The following is a 20,926-nucleotide window of genomic DNA, read 5'->3' as shown; positions in this document are numbered from 1 at the left end:
ATACCTCTTAAATGTAAAATCAGTAATGGAGCTTATACGATGAAGTTTATAGGAATTATGGTGGCCCTCGGGGCCGTCTTGACGGGGGCGTATGCAACAGAGTTCGGAACGGTTCCGGATTCATATACAGGCATTTGGTCGGGCCGGTGGACGGTGGCGGGAAAGTCGAGTGAGGTGCATGCCCATGTGGTTCGCTATAAAGATCGTTATGAGGTTAAGCTGAGGCCGAAGCCGGATTCGCGGCTGAAACCGTTGGCTGGTTTTCATTTTCTGGCGGAAACATTGAAGCCGGTGGAATCCATGGAATTGAATATTCTGGATGATGCCATGTCCGGCACGGTCAACGGTGCGGAATTTGATCTGAAGCGCGTGAATTTTAAACCTTCGCCAACTCTGGGAAAAAAAGCGCCTGAAGATGCCGTCGTCATTTTTGATGGTTCCGGAGTGGATGCGCTGAAGTCTGCGATCGGTAAGCGTGAAATCGGCTGGAAGCTGGTTGAGGGCGGCGCGATCGAAGTCTCGGGAAAAGACAAAGGTAAAAAGTTTAAGCAGGATATTCGGACCCGGGCGGAATTTGGAGATTATGAACTGCATGCGGAATTCAAGCTGCCGTATATGGTTGATCAGGTGGGGCAGCAGCGTGCAAACAGCGGCATTTTTCATTACGGCCTGTATGAAACGCAGGTGCTTGACAGTTTCGGGCTGTACGGAAAATACGATGAGGCGGGCGGAATTTATAAAATCCGGGAGCCGGACTCGAATGCGGTTTATCCGCCCGGTCTGTGGCAGACTTATGATGTGATTGCCCGGGCAGCGCGATTCGATGCACAGGGTAAAAAGATTAAAGATGTTCGTTTAACGGTGCGTTTGAACGGAGTGCTTATTCATGAAGATGTGGCAGGCGATTTTTCCAAGCTGACTAAACGAACGGCGGCCCGGGGAGAGCACCCAACGGGACCGATCATTTTTCAGGATCATGCCAATCCGGTCCAGTACAGGAATATCTGGGTCCGGCCTTTATAAACGAATGTGTTAATTGAACAGGAGAAAATCTGATGAATAATAATTTGAAGCGAAGAGGTTTACTGAAGGGTGCGGCGGCTTTGACAGCCGGCGGTTTTGCTGTCCCGAATATTTCCATTGGTCAGGGGGGGGATGAAAAACTGAATGTGGCCTGCATTGGAATCGGCAATAAAGGCTCCGATGCCGTTCAAATGAGCAAACAGGAAAATCTTGTCGCTCTTTGCGATGTCGACTGGCGTGCTGATAAGGCGCTGTATCGAAAACGGAGTCCGGCCGCTTCTTTTGAAGCCAATCCCCAGGCTGAAAAATTTAAAGACTATCGCGAGATGCTCGACGTTATGGGGGATAAGATTGATGTCGTTTGTGTGGCCACACCGGATCATTCTCATTTTGCTGCGACGCTGGCGGCTATGGAGAAGGGGAAACATGTCTTTGTGCAGAAACCGCTGACTCATAATATATGGCAGTTGAGAACGCTGCAGAAGGCGGCGCATAAATACGGTGTGCAAACCGTTATGGGGAATCAGGGACACACCTCTGAAGCCATACGTTTGATTGTTGAATGGGTACAGGCGGGCATTCTAGGAGAAGTCCGTGAAGTGCATTGCTGGACTGATCGCCCGAGAAAACCCTGGTTTATCAAGCCAACGGCTATTCCTCCGGCAACCGGTCCGGTGCCGGAAGGACTCGACTGGGATCTGTGGCAGGGCCCGGTGCCGGAGCGCGACTACAGTGCGGAATATGTGCCGAAACTCTGGCGGGGTTGGTGGGACTATGGTGTGGGGGCGCTGGGCGACATTGGCTGCCACACACTCGATGCACCATTCTGGGCGCTGAATCTCGGTATGCCTACGGCCGTGGATATTGAATTGGATGAGCCGGTTAATATGGATTACACGGTTAACGGGGCTCATGTTACGTATCATTTTGCCGCACGCGGTGATTTACCTCCGGTTAAAGTTCACTGGTATGAAGGGGCGCGACGTCCGCCTGTATTACCGGGGATGGCCAAACTGCCTAAAGGCGGGGGAATGTATATGGTGGGTTCTGAAGAAACACTTTATGCACCGGGTATTCGTCCGGAAAGTCCGCAGCTCTGGCCGCGTGAAAACATGATGAAATATAAAGATATTTTGAAACTGCGTCCGTTGCCGCGTGTGAATATGGATCCCGTTCATGAGTTGTTCCGTGCAGTCAAGGGCGGCCCGAAACCCGGCTCGAACTTTGATTATGCCGCGCCGCTCACAGAGATGGTGTTGCTGGGAGGTCTCGCGATCCGTACCGGGAAACGTATTGAATGGGATGCGAAGCAAATGAAGATTACCAATCATCCCGAGTTAAATGCCTTCGTTAAAGAACCCGTTCGCAAGGGGTGGGAATACGGCGAAGATCTCTGGAAGGCATAGTGCCATGACAACGATGCATATGAAAATAATGCTATCGTTTCTCGGTCTCGTTTCCGCTAGCTGTCTGGCGGGAACGAAGCCGAATGTGGTGATCATCATGGCGGATGATCTGGGTGCGGAGAGCATCGGTTGTTATGGAACGACCGGTTTTCTTACACCGAACATCGATCGGCTGGCGGAGCAGGGCGCAATCTTGAACAATGCGTATGGAACCCCGTCGTGTTCTCCGAGCCGGTCGATGATTCTTACGGGGCTCTATACCAACAGGAGCGGGATTCTAGAGCGTCTGGGGAAGGGCACGCCGAATCGTTTGCCGGCGCATATTCCAACCTTTGGAGATTTATTTAAGGATCATGGCTACAAAACCGCGATTTCCGGTAAGTGGCACTTGGGAGGCTTTGACCTCTATCCGAATCAGCCGGTTGAGCATGGGTTTGATGACTATTTTCTGTTTTCCGATTACTATGAGGGGGTTGAGTATGAGCGGTATCGTGATCCTGTGATCTATGCCGATGGCCGTAGTAAGACGTATGAAGGATTATATGGTCCTGATCTGTTCTGTGACAGGATCTGTACCTTCATGGAGGAGAATAAGGAGCACCCGTTTCTTGCCTATTATCCGATGGTGCTGACCCATAAACCCTTTCACAAGCCGCCGCGGCTCGGCGGAGAGATCAAACACAACCTGCCGGATGATTGCGGAAACGATAATGATTCATTCGGTCTGATGGTTTCCTATGCGGATTTGATGGTTGGCCGCATTCTCGACAAGCTTGATGAGCTGGGTATTGCGGATCATACGATTGTGATCTTTACGGCGGATAATGGAACTCCGGCGGCAATCACCAGTCATATGGGTGATTTGGAAGTGCAGGGCGGTAAGCTTCATCTCAAAGAGTCCGGTTGGCGTATACCGTATATTATACGCTGGCCGGGGCGGGTTCCCCCCGGGCTGCGGGAGTCGTTCTTTACCCATGCCGATTTATTTCCGACACTGGCGGGACTGACGGGGCTGTCGATGACGTATACCGTTGACGGAATGGATCTTTCACACAATCTGTTCGGCACACCGGGCAAGGATCGCGACTTTGTCTATCTGGGGTGGGAAGGTGGATTATACATGGTGCGTGATCAGCGTTTTGAAATTCATGAAAACGGAACATTTTACCGGGTTCCCGTTTCCTCCAGTGCAGCGCGCTATAGCGAACATAAAGTGGACCCGGCAGCTTTCCCGGAAGCTTACGAACGTTTGAATGGTGCGATGCGGGAATACATGAAGGTTACCCAAATCGATGATTCCTACACCATTATTCCGTTTAAGGGGCACAAGAAATTCAGGGTGAACACTGCCTCGAAAGCCGGAAAAATTTCGACGAAAAGGGGAGCGTCCGAAAATCACCCCAAGCAGGCTCCATAGGATGTCTATGTGCAAAGCCCCTTTAGGTTGGTATCGGAATCGTAGGAGAAGTCCTCAGAATTTTCTTCATCATGATCGGCCTATAAGAAAACGATGATCCCGGTTGGGACGAAAGATCAAGCTGTAGTTGGAACAAAAGTTAATATTAGGAGAGATGGAGTGAAAATTTCTAGAAGACATTCGATGGCGACGCTCGGAGCAGCAACGGGGTATTCCCTTATCCCCGGTAAAGTTATGGGGGCAAACGGGAAAGTAAATGTGGCGGCCATCGGTTTGGGCGGGCGGGGGAATAACCTGTTGCAGTCTATGCGCCAGACCGGGATCTGTAATATGGTCGCGATCTGCGACGTGGCACTTGGAAGTGAGTCGACATCCAACACAATTAAACGTTTCCCAGATGCGAAGCAATTCACTGATTATCGGGTAATGTTTGACAAGATGGCGAATGAGATTGATGCCGTCATTGTCTGTGTGCCCGATTTTTCACATTTTCCAGCAACCATGATGGCCATGGGTCTGGGCAAACACGTTTATGTTGAAAAGCCGATGGCGCGGACGTTTCAGGAAGTAGAACTGATGATGAAGGCCGCAGAAAAATATGGCGTCGTGACGCAGATGGGGAATCAGGGACATTCCGAGAATAACCTGTATCAGTTTAAGGCCTGGGTGGAGGCGGGTATTATCAAGGATGTTACGCATGTGGATGCCTATATGAATAAAGGGCGACGTTGGCATCCATGGGGGGACGTGACGGGCTATCCGCCGGGTGAGCAATTGCCAGCTGAACTGAATTGGGATCTCTGGCAGGGCACATCGCCAGAATTCCATGAATACAGTAAAAAATACCATCCCGGAAATTGGCGCGGCTGGCATCAGTATGGAACGGGATGCTTCGGGGATTGGGGGGCGCATATTCTGGATACGATTCATCAGTTCCTTGATTTGGGACTTCCTGAAAAAATATCGGCCAAACACTTGGTTGGCCGTAACGATTTTATCTTTCCTTTGGAATCAACCATCAACTTTGCTTTTCCTGCCCGCGGCGCCATGCCGGCCATGGATATTGATTGGTATGATGGTCAGAAAAATATGGCTCCTGTTCCTGAAGAATTTGCGGGACGAAAGGTCAATAAACCCGGCAAGTTTATCTACTCGAAAGAAATGATCTTTCAAGGGGGCAGTCATCAGTCAACGCTCCAGATTGTGCCGTATGAAAAGATGCGTGAATTGCTGGTTGCCGGGGCACTTCCTCGCGAATTTGGAAAGCACTCGGACCACTATGAAAACTTTTTGCGGGCGTGTCGCGGCGATGAAAAAACCAATTCTCCGTTTTCAGTGGCTGGGCCGCTTACGCAAATGCTTGTGCTTGGTTGCATTGCGCAACGTCTGGGCGGAGAACTGGAATTCGATCGTGAATCAAAGCAGATTACAAATAATGAATGGGCCAATCGTTTGCTGAAAGACCATGTTCGAAAAGGATGGGAGCAGTATTACAACATATAGGGCGGTCGCAACAGCCGCGGCAATGTTCGGAACTTGAAGCTTTTTGTAAATGTTCTCGGCATACGTCGTTATGGTTCGGTAGCTGAGGTTTAGTTTGTCGGCGACTTCTTTTTTGACATAGCCCATCGCCAGCAATTCCAGGACTTGTTTCGCTCGTAAGGGTTCTTATTTTCAAATGGGTTGGAATTCAGAGCATTTAGAACCAGACGGGATATAGGTTCGCATGAACAAACAACCGATGCCAGGCAGATCCGTACCGCCATGAATCTGCCGCTGGCCAATGCGGATTATCGTGATATTCCGGTGGAATGGATTTTAAAAAAGAAGACGCAGAGAAAAAAGGAATGCGACGAGTGAGGGATGTAAAATGACTGATTTGAGGAAAGAACTGAGGTGGGGAATGAATAAAAAAAGTATTTTTGTTTTGGTGAGCTTGATTGCGGTGGTTACGACGGACGCAGTGGCCAAGAAGTCCCGTCGTAGCGCGCGGGATTCGAATTCATTATCGACCAAGGGCCGTGCGCCGTTGGTGAGCCACGATACCGGATACACGATCATGAAGGTGCGTTCGGCGGAGACAGGAGCCGGAGAAATTATGGTGGCCGGATCGTATGAAGGCACTGTACTTGGAGTTGATTATGACGGTTCTGTGCTGTGGACCAACGCGTTGTCCGGATTCATGATTCATGATATGTGGTGCGCGGATATCACCGAAACTGCGGACGATGAGATTCTGGTGGCCAATGCCGATGGAACCATCTACTGCCTCGATGCAGCCACTGGCGCGCAGTTGTGGCAGTTTTTGCCGAATGACGGCGGTCACCTCACCCCCATGTATGCCGTTTGTTCAGTGAAAGATGATGATGGAACACCGTATGTGGTTTGCGGTGCCTTTGACCGGAATATCTACTATGTGCGGGCGGATGGAACGTTGGCAAAAACAGTGGAGTCTGTCACTTATTCCAAAGAGCGGCCGTGGAAGGAGCCGTTTCGCTCGAAGGCCGGATTCGCGCATAATGCCAATTTCCTTCGCCCGGTTCCGCAGGCGGATGGGTCGGAACATCTGGCCCTTGTCGGAACCTGTAATCATATGCAGGCGCGGGGCAGTATCTACCTTTTTGAAGCGCTTGCTGATCGGCCGTATGGTCGGTATCCGGTGGAATTGACGGATATGGTGGGTGATTTTCGGGTATGCGATCCGGATGGAGATGGTACCGCAGAGCTTTTGTTGGGATCGTCCAGTTTAGGCAATCAGGGGATCAGTCGTTTTGATCTGGATAGCAAATCCTATCAGGAATATACGCTGCCCAGAAAAATGGGAGCCAGCAGTTATCGCGTGACGCAGGTGGAAACGATTCCGAAGGGCGATGACTTTCAGTATCTGATGCTTTGCGGAACCCATATTGTGCTGCGTGACGACCTGAATTCCACAGACCAAACCCCGCCGGAAATGCTGGGAGGAACCTATGCCTATAATGATTTGTGGAAAGATGATGCCGGCCGTTTGATTTTGGCCAGTTCACAAAGCGGCGGCAGTTGTCTGCACGTGATTGATCCGCGAACACCGGGTTGGAAAGAGGCGTTTTCCAATTTGAAACCGCCCGGAAAAATTGCGGAGATTTTAAAGATGACCGCTGATGTTCGGGCCCGGTTAGCCACGTTTAAAAAGCCGGCCTGGGAGCGCGATCCGGTGGAAGTGGTCCTGACGCAGGCGAATCCGGATCACCCTGTTGCGAAGCAGATTGCCGCAAATTACAACAGTCCCGTGTTCCTGAAGTACCTGTGGAATAATCATGTGCAGGATCCGGCAGATTGGGATCGTGAGACGGTGCTGAAGAATAACCCTTCCTATCTGAAAAAACGCGACCGCCGCAAAAAATATGACTGGACGCAGGAACAGGTCATTGCGGATATTTCGACAGAATACGACGGGGCGGCCGGGGTCTCTATGTGGGCTGGGCATGGAACGGATCCGTACTATTACAGTCCGGCGACGTTGCGTGGACTGGTTGATGCCGCAGACAAAAAGCCGACGGTCTTTATTTGGCCGGAAATGAACGGCTCCTCGGAGGCTTTTGAAGCGGTGATGGATCATCTGTTTTATCCGCTGGCGGATTATATGCGCGGTAAAAATGCCCATATTTATGTACGGAACAAGAATGTTTTCTGGCAGGGCGCGGTTTATCTGCCGGCATGGGCCGGGATTCTCAGTGGTGCGTATTCGGATATTTTTACATCCGGGCTGGAGGAGACAACCGATAAAACGCAGGACCTAAGTGTGGCGGGTCGTATGGGGCTGTGGGTCAGTGGCGCGCTGGATTCCTGGGGTATGCGCTGTTCGCGTGATAATCCGAGTTTTGACCGTCAGCGTCAGCATTCCTATCAGCGCCTGCCTAACCATTTTCTGCGGAACATGGTCTACAATATGGCCGGGGGAGCAACCTTTCTCAACTGCACCTATGTGGATGCGGATTATATGAGTCTGGCCTGGGAACTGGTGGCCAAAGGGGCACTGTATATTCCTAAACGCGAAGAGATCGTAAGTTTTTCTCCGGTGCATTTGAGCATGAAAGATCCGGATCATCATTATCTGGAAGATGCGGAAGAGAGCAAATGGACGGTTTTCTATGATCAGGAATTTGAGCAGAACAATCCCTTTGTGTTCAGTCGGATGAATGGATCCTGGCCGGGCGCGCCGGTGACTCCATGGGATTTTTCGAGCTATGCGTCCGGCGTGAAGGATCGGCGTCAGAATTTCCTCCCGCCGTATCCGAAGGGCTTGGTTCTGATCACCCCGCCGCAGCACGGGGTCTTTGCTGATACGAAAGCACCCCGTGGTGCTATGACGGATCATTTGCATCCGATGTACCGCACCATCCTGCAGGAGTTTATCACGGATGGGCGGCATTATTATGCGCCCGATGGTTCTGCAACCTATCCCGCGGACCGCTATTATAAAAACGTATCCGATGCCATCGAAGCCGGCGCGCAGCAGTTGCCGATAACGGTATCCGGTGATGTCGCCTGGGTTTGTGCACAGACAGATGAACGTCATCTGCGTTTAACACTGGTGGATAGTGGGTATCTGAATCCAAAGGCCCGCAAGGCGTGCGTGCATTTTAATTCCGTCGTTCCGGTCAAGGTGACCAATGTATTGTCGCGAAATGTGTTGGAGTTGAATTCACCGTCACAAACTCAGATTCACGTTCCGGTAGGCGGGTTTTGCTTCATTGATATTGAACTTCAGGAGCCGTTTTTTCCGGATAATGGTTAATTGAGATCCGGTTGAATGAACCGGCCCGCATCAGACAAACGTATTTCTTTGGAAATAAGATGAAAACAGAGAGTTTTAATAATGATTAAAAACAAACTGATCCTGCTGATATTGGGCGCAGCCCTGTCTCAGGGGTATGCCCGCGAGACGATCGATTTTAATGAGAACTGGCAATTTGCCCGTTTCGGGCCGATGCCGAACGGTTCTCATCAAGAAGAGCCGGAAGGGCTTTATGAAATCAATGCCGATGATTCCGGCTGGCGGACGCTGAATGTCCCGCACGACTGGGGCATTGAAGGTCCGTTCCGCAAAGATCTTCCGAATCGGACCGGTAAGCTGCCGTGGCCCGGCATCGGTTGGTATCGCAAAACGTTTGAGCTTCCTGCCGCAGATGAGAATAAGCGCGTATTTATCGAGTTCGACGGGGCGATGTCCGGCACGACCGTGTGGGTAAACGGAGGTTGGGCTGGCGAGTGGCCGTATGGTTATACCTCGTTTCGGTTCGATATCACGCCGCATGTCAGACCCGGACAGAAAAATGTGGTGGCGGTGCGGCTGAATAATTTAGATGACTCGTCGCGCTGGTATCCAGGCGGCGGCATCTATCGCAATGTGCGGTTGGTGAAAACGGATCCGGTGCATGTGGATCAATGGGGCGTTTTTGTTTCAACACCGGAAGTATCTGAAAAGAAGGCCACGATCCGCATTGAGACGGAATTGAAAGGCGCGGCGCCGGATGAAGTGGATATATGTCACGAAATCAGGGAATTAAATTCCGACAAGGTGTTGGAAAAGGGGAAGGGCGCATTCTGTTCCATCCGCCTGAAGAAGCCGAAGCTGTGGAGTTTGGAAACGCCCAACCTCTACCAAGTAACGACGACGGTTTTTAAAGACAAAAAGGCGGTCGATACGGTGGTTTCGACGTTCGGGATCCGCTCGATTGAATTTACCGCACAGGGCTTTTTCCTGAATGGCAAAAAAACGAGGATCAACGGGGTTTGTCAGCATTCGGATCTCGGTCCGTTGGGAATGGCTGTCAACCGGCGCGCGATGGAGCGTCAGCTGGAGACGTTAAAATCATTTGGCTGTAATGCGATCCGCACCGCACATAACCCGCCGGATCCGTCATGGCTGGAACTTTGCGACCGCATGGGTGTGCTGGTGGTCGTTGAATCCTTTGATGTGTGGCGCATGGAGAAGACGGTCAATGATTACGCGCATTTGTTTGGCGCATGGCATGAGCGCGATATACGGGCAATGGTCCGTCGTGACCGAAATCATCCGAGTGTGATTATGTGGAGCACGGGCAACGAAGTGCGTGAGGCGCGTAGGATGGAAGATGTTTCGATGGTCACGCACCTGGCGGACATTGTGCGAGACGAGGATGCCACCCGTCCCAGCACATTCGGTTGTGCCGGAGCCGTGGCGGCGACCAACGGATTCGGTGCGGTATCCGATGTGATGGGCATTAACTATAAGCCGGAGTTGTATGGCAACATTCGGAAGCGTTTTCCCAACCTGCCTTTCTATGCCAGTGAAACGACCTCAAGCATCAGTTCGCGCGGAGAATATTTTTTTCCTGTATCAGAGAGCCAGAACGAGGGGAACGGGGGCTGGTTTCAGGTTAGCGATTATGGATTGTATGCTTCGCGTAACGGCTATCCTGCGGACACCGAGTTTAAGTCGCAGGATGAGCACCCCTATGTGATGGGTGAGTTTGTGTGGACGGGCTACGATTATATCGGCGAGCCGACGCCGTATAATAAAGATAAAACCAATCTGTTGAATTACCCCGACCCGGTTGTGCGCGAGCGCGTCAAGAAAGAGATGGCCGCACTGGGCAAAGAGATTCCCCCGCGCAGTTCCTATTTCGGCATCGTCGATCTCTGTGGTTTCCCGAAAGACCGGTATTATCTCTATCAGTCGCGCTGGATGCCGGAAAAGCCGATGGCGCACATCCTGCCGCACTGGAATTGGGCGGAACGAATCGGGCAGGTGACGCCGGTGCATGTCTACACGTCCGGCGATGAAGCCGAGCTGTTCCTGAATGGAATGTCATTGGGCCGCAGAGTCAAGGGGCCGTACGAGTATCGCTTGCGCTGGGACGATGTGGTGTATGCACCCGGCGAACTGAAGGTGGTCGCGTATAAAAACGGCAAGCCCTGGGCCGAAGAAACCGTTCAAACGACCGGCGCGGCCGAGCAACTCCTGCTCGACGCTGATCGCGGCACCATAGCGGCGGACGGGCAGGATCTGGCCTTTGTGACGGTGCGTGTGGCGGATGCGGATGGAATGACGGTTCCGCGTACCAAGAACCGGGTGAAATACACGATTTCCGGGCCGGGCGAAATCGCGGCTGTCGGCAATGGCGATCCTACGGATCTGACGACGTTCAGTTCGAAAGAACGAAAGGTATTCAACGGCAAGGCGTTGGTGTTTATCCGCTCGGTGAAAGGGCAGAGCGGGACGATTGAGCTGCTCGCCGAGTCGGATGGCTTGGCGGCCAAAAGGATCTCGATTAAGGCCAAGTAATCGCCTGTTGAACCGTTTGATTTGAAGAACAAAAAGCAGGGATCGTAGATGAATAGGAATAAGTTAATGAATGTACCGTATTGTTTGAAAAAAAAGGCTGTATTCGTCGCGGGAATGTTGGCGATGGCGTCGTCGGGCGCGTTCGCTGAAACCCGCCCCAATATTTTGTTTGTCATGTCAGACGATCATACCTCGCAGGCGATTGGCGCGTATGGCGGGCGGCTGGCCGGGCTGAACCCAACGCCGACGATTGATTCGATTGCGGCGGAGGGGATGGTGATGGAAAACGCGTTTTGTCAGAACGCGATCTGCACCCCGAGCCGCGCGAGCATTATGACCGGGCAGAGTTCCGCCGTGAATGGATGCCCCACGTTGTTTGATGCGCTGCCGAAAGAGCGGCACTATTTGTCGATTGAAATGGGCAAGGCGGGCTACGATACGGCGGTGATTGGTAAGTGGCATTTGCATGAACTACCCGTCACGTTCGATTATTATAAAGTGCTGCCGGGGCAGGGGGCGTATTTTGACCCGATCTTTTTAGAAACCGGCGCGACGGAAGAGCATACCTTTCGCAAAGTCACCTATAAAAATTGTGTCAGGATGAAGGGCCATTCTTCGGATTGCATTGCCGATTCGGCCCTGGACTATCTGAAGAATAAACGCGATGCGACCAAGCCGTTTTTTCTTAAGCTGCATTTCAAGGCGCCGCACGATAATTTTCTATATGCGCCGCGCTATGAATCCTATTTGGCGGATGTGACCATTCCTGAACCGGACAATATGCGCGATCGGAAAAATCATGGGTCCATTGCAACGCGCGGCGATCATGACGAGTTAACCCGCTACATCGGTACCTCCGTCGGGCGTCGCAATCTGCGCCGTAATTACACGCAGCCGTTCTTTCGGGGTTGGCGTAAAACGCTCGACCAATCACTCAGCGACGAAGAGATTTTCGGGGACGCGTATCAGGGCTATTTAAAGGCCTACCTGCGTTGTGTTAAAGGCGTCGATGATAACTTGAAACGCGTGGTTGATTATCTGAAAGCCGAGGGGCTCTACGACAATACGGTCATTATCTATACGGGCGATCAAGGGTTCTACCTCGGAGAACATGACTACATTGACAAACGGTGGGCGTATGAGGAATCGATGCGGATGCCGTTCATTGTGCGCTATCCAAAAGCCGTGAAAGCCGGGCGTTCTGACGCCATCGTGGAAAACATCGATTACGCGCCGACGATGCTCGGTTTTGCGGGGGTAAAAACGCCGGGCTATATGCACGGAAAAAGTTTTAAGCCGATTCTGGAGACGGGTGTGGAACCCGCGGACTGGAAAAAGTGTGCCTATTATCATTACTGGATGCATATGGAACATCATGACAATCCGGGCCATATCGCGATCCGCACCAAGCGCTACAAACTGATTTTTTTCTATGGCGCTCCTATTGATTCTGACGAGGTTCAGATTCCGCCAGCCTGGGAGTTGTATGACCTGAAACTTGATCCAACGGAAGATAATAATGTTTACGATAATCCGGAATATACGGGCGTTATTGAAAAGCTGAAAGAGCAGCTGAAAGAACGCCGTGCAGAACTGGGTGAAGATGATCCTGAATTTCCGATCAATAAGGTGATTAACGAATTCTGGGCGTATGATGATGAGAGCCGGGCTAAAGCCATCAAAATTTCAAATCATTATCGTCATCTACGGGAAACGGGGAAAATCACGATTAAATAGTTCCCTCATTCCTGCGTTTAGTCGTGCACGAGTTCCCATACGGTGTTGCGTTGGTTTTAAACGCCGCGTGGTGCGTTGCTGAAAAACAGACACCTCTCACCCGTATGCTCACGATCAATCATCAGAGTGTTGAAGCGGATTCTACTGGAATTCCGGTTGAGGTTAAGGCTTTGATAACTTACCCGCACCCCGGGAAAACCGGGGTTTATGCCTATGATGGAATGGTGGGGAGTTATGTCACTCTTCCTATGCCAGTGGGTCAGGTTCCTTTCACGAAGGATGTTTCAGATGCGACAGCGTCTGATTCGTTTCCAGAGCACAGGCTGGTTGCGTAATAGACGTGGATTCCACGTTATGAGGTTCAACTATTGCTGTTACAGATGCACAGGGCGTATTTTTTAACCTTTAGAGTGCTTTACTCTATCGTATTATTTCTATTTTCTCTCCGGAGCAACAGGACGCCTGAATCGTTATGGGTAATGGACAAAATACGAGTTATACCTTGATTCATCGAGCCCGAGACCTGGGGGATGAAGAGGCCTGGGAGCGGTTGGTGGAGCATTACCGGCGTTTCATCTATTTTATTCTACACAAGTTGAATGTAGCGGATAGCGATGTGGATGATCTTTGTCAGCAGGTTTTGATGAAGCTGTTGAACGATCTCGCTGAATTTGATCGTGAGAAGGGACGCTTCCGTCCGTGGCTTAGCGCTAAAATCCGTGATGCCGCGTTTGGTCATTTTCGGCGGGTCGGGAGTTATCAGCGTCGCTTGGATGGATTGCGCGCAGAGACTGAGCTGCAGGTTCAGCCTGCGGAGGTTGATGCCATCATCGAAAAGGAATGGGCGACCTATATTACCAGACAGGCGATGGACCGGGTACGCGCCGTGTTTCAGGGGCAGGCGATCCATGTGTTTGAATTGGGTATGACGGGGCTTTCTGCGAGGGAAATTGCAGAGAAAACCGGACTGACCGTTTCGTCGGTTTATACGTTGAGGAAGCGGGTGAAGAATCGTCTGTATCTTGAAGTGCTGGATTTAACGGCGGATTTGGAATCATGAACCCGGATGAACAGGACGCTGATTCGTTGCTGACCGACGACATGTTGGCCGACATTTATGAACGGGCGGAACGGCAGGATGACGAGATGCTCGAGAGTATTTGTCCGGCTTATATTGCGCTGAATCAGTGTGATGAACGTTATCGCCGAGACGCATTGCTTGGGCAGGGCGGGTTAAAGGATGTTTTTCGCGCGTATGATCATCGAAGTCGCCGCTGGGTGGCGATGGCGCGTCTGCGCGAAGATCGCGGTCTTCAATTCTACGACCTGTTCGTGCGGGAGGCCTGGCTGGTCGCGATGATGAGTCACCCGAATATCATTAAGGTGCACGACACCGGGGTGGATTCAGAAGGGGTTCCTTATTTCACGATGGATCTGAAAGGGAATACCAGTCTGCAGGATTTGATTCTGGCGGATGATCCGCCGCCTCGGACAGAGCTGTTGCAGATTTTTCAGAAGGTCTGTGATGCGGTTGCTTATGCTCATTCTCGCGGCGTGATTCATTTAGATTTAAAACCTGAAAATATTCAATGCGACCGCTTTGGGGAAGTGCTGGTGTGCGATTGGGGGTTGGCGCAGGTGCTCGAAAAGGGGGAGACGGTTGAGGATGCTGAGCTCCTCAAGATGGCTGCACCGGCAGACGGGATGGGACCTGTCCGGGGGAGTTCGGGCTATATGGCCCCCGAGCAGATTCTGGCGGATCAACCGAAAGATGAACGAACCGATATCTATGCATTGGGTTGCATCCTTCATACGATTCTTTGCGGGGAACCCCCATTTACGGGCTCCATTGATGAGGTGTTTGAAAAAACAGTCCATAAGGATATTGCTCCTTTGCGCGCTTCTTTTCCGGCCCGACGTATTTCCAAAAGTCTGGAGGCGGTGGTGCTGAAGGCTGCGGCGCGCGATGCGGCTTTTCGCTATGAATCGGTCATGCAGCTTCGGCAGGAGATTAAGATTTTTTTGGATGGGTATTCTACGGAGGCGGAAGAGTCGGGCTTTTTTAAGGAAGCTCATCTTTTTTTACGTAGAAACCGGATGGCTTCGTTGATCGCAATTCTGGCTGTGGTGATGCTGTCGGCCTCGTCGGCTCTGTTTATACAACGGCTGAATCGGCAGGCCATGGTGACCGAGGAAGAGAGGAGTCGTGCGAACCAGCTGATGACAAAGGTCAATGCGATTTCGTCTGAATATGACCTGTTGACCGCGGAGTCGGATCTGACGAAAAAACAGTTAGCGGACCGGCTGGCCCTCGCGGCCCGGAGTTTGATCAATGTCGGTATTTACGACCGACCTTTAGGGGCGGAGGCGGAGGCGCGCCCGTTATTGGATATGGCCTTACAGCTGGACCCGGAAAGCGGGATCGGCCGTCGAATGCAATTTTATCTGCATTGTCTGACATTGAATTATGAGGAAGCGTTAAAAGACCCTCAGAACTATCCCACCTATTTAGAGCTTGCACGGGCGTTTCCTTCGTACAGTTTTTCAGAAACAAACCGTCCGAGTCGTGCTGCGTTCACCGAAATATTCACCTTTGCTCAGACTGCATCGGAAGAGCTGAATCCGGGATATCTGGAGCGGGTTTTTTGTTATCATGCGGCCGCGCTGAAAGGGAATCATGAGGACCTGGCGTTACCGCTTGAGGCCTTGCTGTCGGCGTTGAATGGCGGACCGGAACATTTTTCGATGAAATACGATCAGGAAACGGCGGTTGCAGCGATCGACTCGGACCAGGCGAGTCTTTTCCTGCGCGTTTTACAGGGGCGCCGGGGCCGAAGTTTATTACGCTTTATTCCGATCAAATCGCTGAAGGTTAAAACGGCGGGGGAGCTGGCGTTGAGCGAGATTGATCATCTTTCCATTGAAATGCTGGATCTGAGTGAATGCAGTTCTGTGCGGCTGGCGCGAAAGCATACGCAGCTTCAATTGAAACGGATATTGATTCGGCGCGGGTCGGTTGATCCCGCTGAATTGCGTGCTCGAATCCAGACGATTGAACCGTTGGAAATCATTGAAGTCGACTGATCGGCTTTCCTCTCTCTCCCGTACGTCGGGTATATCTTCCGGCCTGGCGAGTGGTTGATAAAAAAAATCGAGATTCACTGTCTCAATTTTTATTCAGCTCTCAGATTGTTTTTATCTGACGGACTGTTGGGTTCCCGGATTTGAATCGGGTAATTCGAATGGCGTCTTCATTCGAGAGGTTTGAGGGATATTGATGAAAAGTATATTGTTATTGATGTTGGCGTTAATGGGCTCCGTGGCCGCCGGTAAAAAGGCGATTTCAAGTTTTGATACCGGATTTACGATGATGAAGGTGCGTGCGGCAACGGCTCGGTCAACCTCATTTATCGTCAGTGCAAGCTATGAGGGGACTGTTGCTGCCTATACGTATGACGGAACCGAGCTTTGGACGAATCCGCTGTCAGGTTTTATGGTGCATGATATGTGGTGCGCAGATCTTACAGGCAATGGAATTGATGAAATCATGGTGGCAAACGCGGATGGATCGCTGTACTGCCTGAATCATCGCGGTGTGGTTCAATGGACATTCCGACGAAATGATGCGCCGATGTATGCGGTCTGTGTGGTGCACGCCGAAACCGGCCGACCTTATGTCGTTTGCGGCGGATATGATCTGAATATTTATTATCTGACGGCCAAAGGAAAGCTGAGAAAAACCATTCATTCCCGCACATACGGCAAGGAAAAGGCTTATGGGAATATGGAGGGACACCTGCCGCCTGACGGAATGCATATTGCTAATTTTCTGCGTCCGGTAACCGTTGATGGAGTTGAAAAACTGGCCGTACATGGCGTGATGAATAACATGCAGATGCCGGGCTATGTCTACTTGTTCGATGTGCTGGAAGATCTGCCGAATCTCAGTCATAAGTGCCGCACGGTGGTCGGGGATTTCCGCGCGTTGGATCCTGATGGAGACGGTACGGATGAGATTATAATGGGAAGTACGTTGAACCGCGATGCGGGACGGGCCGTTCGATATGACATCGAAACGGACAAAGATACGGTGTTGGATATCTACAGAACACGAAAGTTGAATGCAAAATGCGGTGCGGGGTATCGGGTTACACAGACAGAGCTGCTTGAGGATGGTTCCGGGGAAACGCAGTATGCGATTTTTTATGGCTCGAATATTCTGATTGCTCCGGCGGATCTGGATGCTGACCGAACGGAGCTGTTGTCGAACCGGCATGCGTATTACGATATGTGCAAGGATACTGACGGCCGCTTCATCCTGGCCAGTGCCCAAAGCGGGGGAAGCTGTATTCACATTATCGACCCTCGTCAATCCAGTTGGAAGTCGGAATACGAAGAGCTGACTCCACCGGGTAAAATCGAGGCGATACTTGCCAATACGGCCACCGCACGCAGACAGCTGGCGAACTTTGAAAAGCCTGAATACGAGCGGGATCCGCTGCCGGTTTATTTTTTAACGGAAGGGACGCGTGGTCTTGAGGGTTTAGTCGAATCGTTGACGAATAAATATGCTCACATGATCTTTCTGAATTCGGTCCAATGTAATGCTGAATTACGCGATTGGCGCACGGAAATTGATAACGAGTACTATCGGAATAAAAGGCATCGTCATAAACAGTATACACTCACGTCTCAAGAGGTGGTGGATACCTTGCTTTCAGCCTATGATGAATCCCCTGGAATTCAGTTTTGGGGGGGACATGGAAATGACCCTTATTTCTATAACCCGGAAACGCTGAAGAAAGTGATTGATGGCGCCGGCGGGAAAAAGACGGTTATTACCTGGCCGGAAATGGGGGATCACAGTGAAAATTTGAGCTATCTGGTTGATCACCTTTTTGAACCGGTTGCAACGCATGCACAGGGGAAAAACGTCAACGTGTTTTTGCGAAATAAGAATATTTATTGGCAGGGAAATGTGTACCAGTATGCGTGGAAGAAACTGCTTTCCGGTGCGTATGCCGGGGTCGTCGTTCCTTCGATGGAAGAAACGTCCGATAAGACGATGGACCTGAGCATTGCCGGACGTCTGGGGCTCTGGGCCAGCGGCGTGGTGGATCAGTGGGGGACGCGTTGTGCGATGGATAATCCGAGTTTTGACCGGTTGCGTCAGTTTTCGACGCAACGCCTGCCGAATCACTTTCTGCGCATGCTGGTTTATCATCTTTCCAGCGGTGCTCAATTTTTAAACAATCACCCCGTCGACCAGGAATATTTAAGTATCTATTGGGAGCTGGTTGCGCAAGGAGCACTCTATATTCCTGAGCGAGATGAGATTGTCAGCTTTAGTCCGGTTCATCTGAGTATGATTGAGCCGGATACCGATTATATGAATCAGGCGGCTGATGTGAAGTGGACGACTTTCTGGGATGAGCACATTGAAAAAGGGGAGCCGATGGTTTTTAACCGAATGAACGGTTCCTGGCCGGCTGCTCCTGTAGTGGCGTGGGATTTTTCACGCTATGCTGCGGGGACCAAAGAGCGTCGCCAGAATTTCCTGCCTTCGTATTCAAATGGAATGGTTCTGATTACGCCACCGCAGGAAGGCGTCTTTGCCGATCAGCATGCGTCTCGCGGCAGGATGGAGGATCATCTGCACCCGTTGTATCGGAACATCATGAAGGAATATATTACCGACGGAAAAAAATATTATTCGGCCGATGGAACAAAAACCTATGCGGCGGATCAATATTACAAGCGGGTCGAAGCGGATATCAAAGCGGCGGCGAAAAAACTGCCCCTCACGGTATCGGGCGATGCCGCTTGGGTTTGCGCGCAGACTTCCCCCTCGCATCTTCGCCTGACCTTGATTGATGGGGGGTATCTCAACCCGTCAGATAAAGAAGTGACCATTCAGTTTAATACGGTGAGACCGCGTAAAATTACGGATCTGTTGGAAAAGAGCAGGATTCCGGTGAATCATTCTTCTGCCACGGTTACGATCCCCTGCGGTCTTTTCCGGTTCCTGGATATTGAACTGGAGACTCCGTTTTATGATGAGCAAGGTGAATTATGTTATCATTGAATACACGACGCCGAGGGTTTGCGATACCTTCCGTTTTAACGATTACATTCGGAGAACGGCTCAATTGTTGAAGAATCGATTTCAAACAGCATCGTCGAAATGAAGAAAAAATATAGCCGCTGTCCCAACTCTTCTCTGTGATGCAGATGGTTGTATGATACTGATTTGAAAAGATGTGGCACCGTGCTGGTGAGTTCAGCAAAAAAGCAGGTTGTATTCGGGGGGAGTGGAATGATTGGGACCCTTGATTGGAATCAACGGCCGGGCGGTCTGCATCTTCAGTTTTCGGCTGAGAAATCAGGGGATTACGCACCTTCGGTGAAGACAACGTTTAAATGATGAATAAAGGAACGCTCATGAAAAAAATGCATTTGCAGCCAGGTTATTTAATTGTATTGGGCATGGTTACCCTGTGTCAAAGCGGGGCGATTGCGATGGGGCGAGCGCAAACGCTTCCTGTCATTGAACCGAATGCCGAGAGTCTCAAAGCCAACTTTCAGGACCCCGAATGGTTCCGTGATGCCAAGTTGGGTATCTACACCCATTGGGGCCCGGTAACCGAAGCGCTGAAGTTTGAAGATCCGCTGAATACGGGGCAACTGGGCTGGTACGGCATGCAGATGTATTTGCCGGGGTCCCGCGGGTTTGCTTATCACGAAAAATATTGGGGCGGTACGGCGAAGACGGGGTTTAAGGATATTATTCCTCATTTTAAGGCGGAGAACTTTGATCCGGAAGTGTGGGCGGACCTTTTTGAGATGGCGGGGGCGCGTTTTGCCGGTCCGGTATCGACTCACCATGACGGGTTCTACATGTGGGACAGCGATATCAATCCCTACAATGCGGCAAAAATGGGGCCGAAACGGGATGTCTGCGGTGAAATGGCGAAGGCCCTGCGCAAACGCGATATAAAATTTATAGGTACCTTTCATCATGGGTTTACCTATCGTTATTACGAAGGGGCCTGGAATTTTGATGGCGCGGAAGCCCCTGAATTATATGGAAAGGAGCGCTATCCCATTTCTGAGACCTATATTGATGACGACGGCTTCAGGTGGGTCAAATATAAATGGCAGGGAGAATCAGAGTGGAAAAAAATCCCGCGTGATTATCAGGAACACTGGCGTGATGTCGTGGCCGAATTCGTGGATAAATATGAGCCGGATCTGCTCTGGTTTGATTTTGGTCTGGGTTGGATGGATCCCGATATTCAGAACCAGATGTTTGCCAACTTTTATAATAAGGCCCACGCCTATGGACAGCCGCAGCCGACCGTGGCTCATAAGTCCCGCCGCGATGATCCGCTTTATTACGGGACGCTGGACCTGGAACGGGGAAATATGCCGCGACTGACGGCTTATCCGTGGTTGTCCGACACATCGCCGAGCGCCTGGTTCTACTATCCAAATCCTCGCATGCAGAGCGATGATATCGTGGTGGATATGTTTGTTGATATTGTGGCGAAAAACGGGTGTATGTTGCTGAACGTCGGACCAGATCATACCGGAACGATTCCGCCTGAGTTCATGAGCGGCTTGAAAGCGTTGGGTGCATTTAACGATCTGTGTGGCGAAGGAATTTTCGAAACCCGTCCGTGGTTCACCTATGGTGAGGGCGTCACGAAGACGATTACCGGGCATCAGGGTGCCGCGAATTCTTTGGCACACGAAGGATCCAACTTTACGGAGGAGGATGTCCGGTATACGCAGAGTAAGGATGGGAAAACCGTTTATGCGTTTGCCATGGACTGGCCGGCAGATCATACGCTGACGCTGAAATCGGTTTGCGTCGATGAAGTGGGTAAAAAAGCGAAGGTCGAACTGTTTGGTCACGGCGTTGTGAATTATACGATCAATGAGGATAAAACCCTGACCATTGACCTTCCTGAAAACGCGCCGAATCCGAACTGTAACGGCTTTAAGATCAGCAATATGAAACTCAGCTGGCAG

General features: G+C 51.1%; 12 protein-coding genes. 11 read left to right on the top strand and 1 reads right to left on the bottom strand.

What is annotated here, in order from left to right; translation table 11 throughout:
• Positions 1 to 39: 39 nt before the first annotated feature.
• From P9H32_RS04260 to P9H32_RS04245, 4 genes are all read left to right on the top strand, one after another.
• Positions 40 to 1,023, top strand: coding sequence for a 3-keto-disaccharide hydrolase (locus P9H32_RS04260; RefSeq protein WP_322607634.1), 984 nt, complete (start codon positions 40 to 42; stop codon positions 1,021 to 1,023).
• A gap of 32 nt (positions 1,024 to 1,055) precedes the next feature.
• Positions 1,056 to 2,429 (top strand): Gfo/Idh/MocA family protein, encoded by a 1,374-nt coding sequence (locus P9H32_RS04255; protein WP_322607633.1) that lies wholly within the window; start codon positions 1,056 to 1,058, stop codon positions 2,427 to 2,429.
• A 19-nt stretch (positions 2,430 to 2,448) separates the two neighbouring features.
• Positions 2,449 to 3,846, top strand: coding sequence for a sulfatase-like hydrolase/transferase (locus P9H32_RS04250; protein WP_322607632.1), 1,398 nt, complete (start codon positions 2,449 to 2,451; stop codon positions 3,844 to 3,846).
• A gap of 183 nt (positions 3,847 to 4,029) precedes the next feature.
• Complete coding sequence (locus P9H32_RS04245; RefSeq protein ID WP_431311695.1) at positions 4,030 to 5,349, top strand: Gfo/Idh/MocA family protein; 1,320 nt, start codon at positions 4,030 to 4,032, stop codon at positions 5,347 to 5,349.
• Here P9H32_RS04245 and P9H32_RS18160 read toward each other — a convergent pair.
• A complete protein-coding gene (locus P9H32_RS18160) occupies positions 5,263 to 5,475 on the bottom strand; it encodes a LuxR C-terminal-related transcriptional regulator (RefSeq protein ID WP_431311694.1) in 213 nt (70 codons plus the stop codon). The genes P9H32_RS04245 and P9H32_RS18160 overlap by 87 nt on opposite strands.
• A gap of 274 nt (positions 5,476 to 5,749) precedes the next feature.
• On the opposite strand from P9H32_RS18160, the gene P9H32_RS04240 reads away from it, so the two are divergent.
• The 7 genes from P9H32_RS04240 to P9H32_RS04210 all read left to right on the top strand — a co-directional run.
• Positions 5,750 to 8,623 carry an outer membrane protein assembly factor BamB family protein gene (locus P9H32_RS04240; RefSeq protein ID WP_322607630.1) on the top strand — a complete coding sequence of 958 codons (2,874 nt, stop codon included), beginning with the start codon at positions 5,750 to 5,752 and terminating at the stop codon, positions 8,621 to 8,623.
• Positions 8,624 to 8,704: 81 nt separating this feature from the next.
• Positions 8,705 to 11,155 (top strand): beta-galactosidase GalB, encoded by a 2,451-nt coding sequence (gene galB, locus P9H32_RS04235; RefSeq protein ID WP_322607629.1) that lies wholly within the window; start codon positions 8,705 to 8,707, stop codon positions 11,153 to 11,155.
• A 66-nt stretch (positions 11,156 to 11,221) separates the two neighbouring features.
• Positions 11,222 to 12,892 carry a sulfatase family protein gene (locus tag P9H32_RS04230; RefSeq protein WP_322607628.1) on the top strand — a complete coding sequence of 557 codons (1,671 nt, stop codon included), beginning with the start codon at positions 11,222 to 11,224 and terminating at the stop codon, positions 12,890 to 12,892.
• Positions 12,893 to 13,364: 472 nt separating this feature from the next.
• Entirely contained in the window at positions 13,365 to 13,952 is a 588-nt protein-coding gene (locus P9H32_RS04225) for an RNA polymerase sigma factor (protein WP_322607627.1), read from the top strand.
• A complete protein-coding gene (locus tag P9H32_RS04220) occupies positions 13,949 to 15,976 on the top strand; it encodes a serine/threonine-protein kinase (RefSeq protein ID WP_322607626.1) in 2,028 nt (675 codons plus the stop codon). The genes P9H32_RS04225 and P9H32_RS04220 overlap by 4 nt, the downstream gene beginning before the upstream one ends.
• A gap of 193 nt (positions 15,977 to 16,169) precedes the next feature.
• Positions 16,170 to 18,977 carry an outer membrane protein assembly factor BamB family protein gene (locus P9H32_RS04215; RefSeq protein WP_322607625.1) on the top strand — a complete coding sequence of 936 codons (2,808 nt, stop codon included), beginning with the start codon at positions 16,170 to 16,172 and terminating at the stop codon, positions 18,975 to 18,977.
• 356 nt (positions 18,978 to 19,333) lie between these two features.
• Positions 19,334 to 20,926 (top strand): alpha-L-fucosidase (locus P9H32_RS04210; RefSeq protein ID WP_322607624.1); only part of this gene is annotated, 1,593 nt, incomplete at its 3' end.

Source organism: Pontiella agarivorans (assembly GCF_034531395.1).
GTDB lineage: Bacteria > Verrucomicrobiota > Kiritimatiellia > Kiritimatiellales > Pontiellaceae > Pontiella > Pontiella agarivorans.
This window is presented reverse-complemented; position numbering and strand designations above follow the sequence as displayed.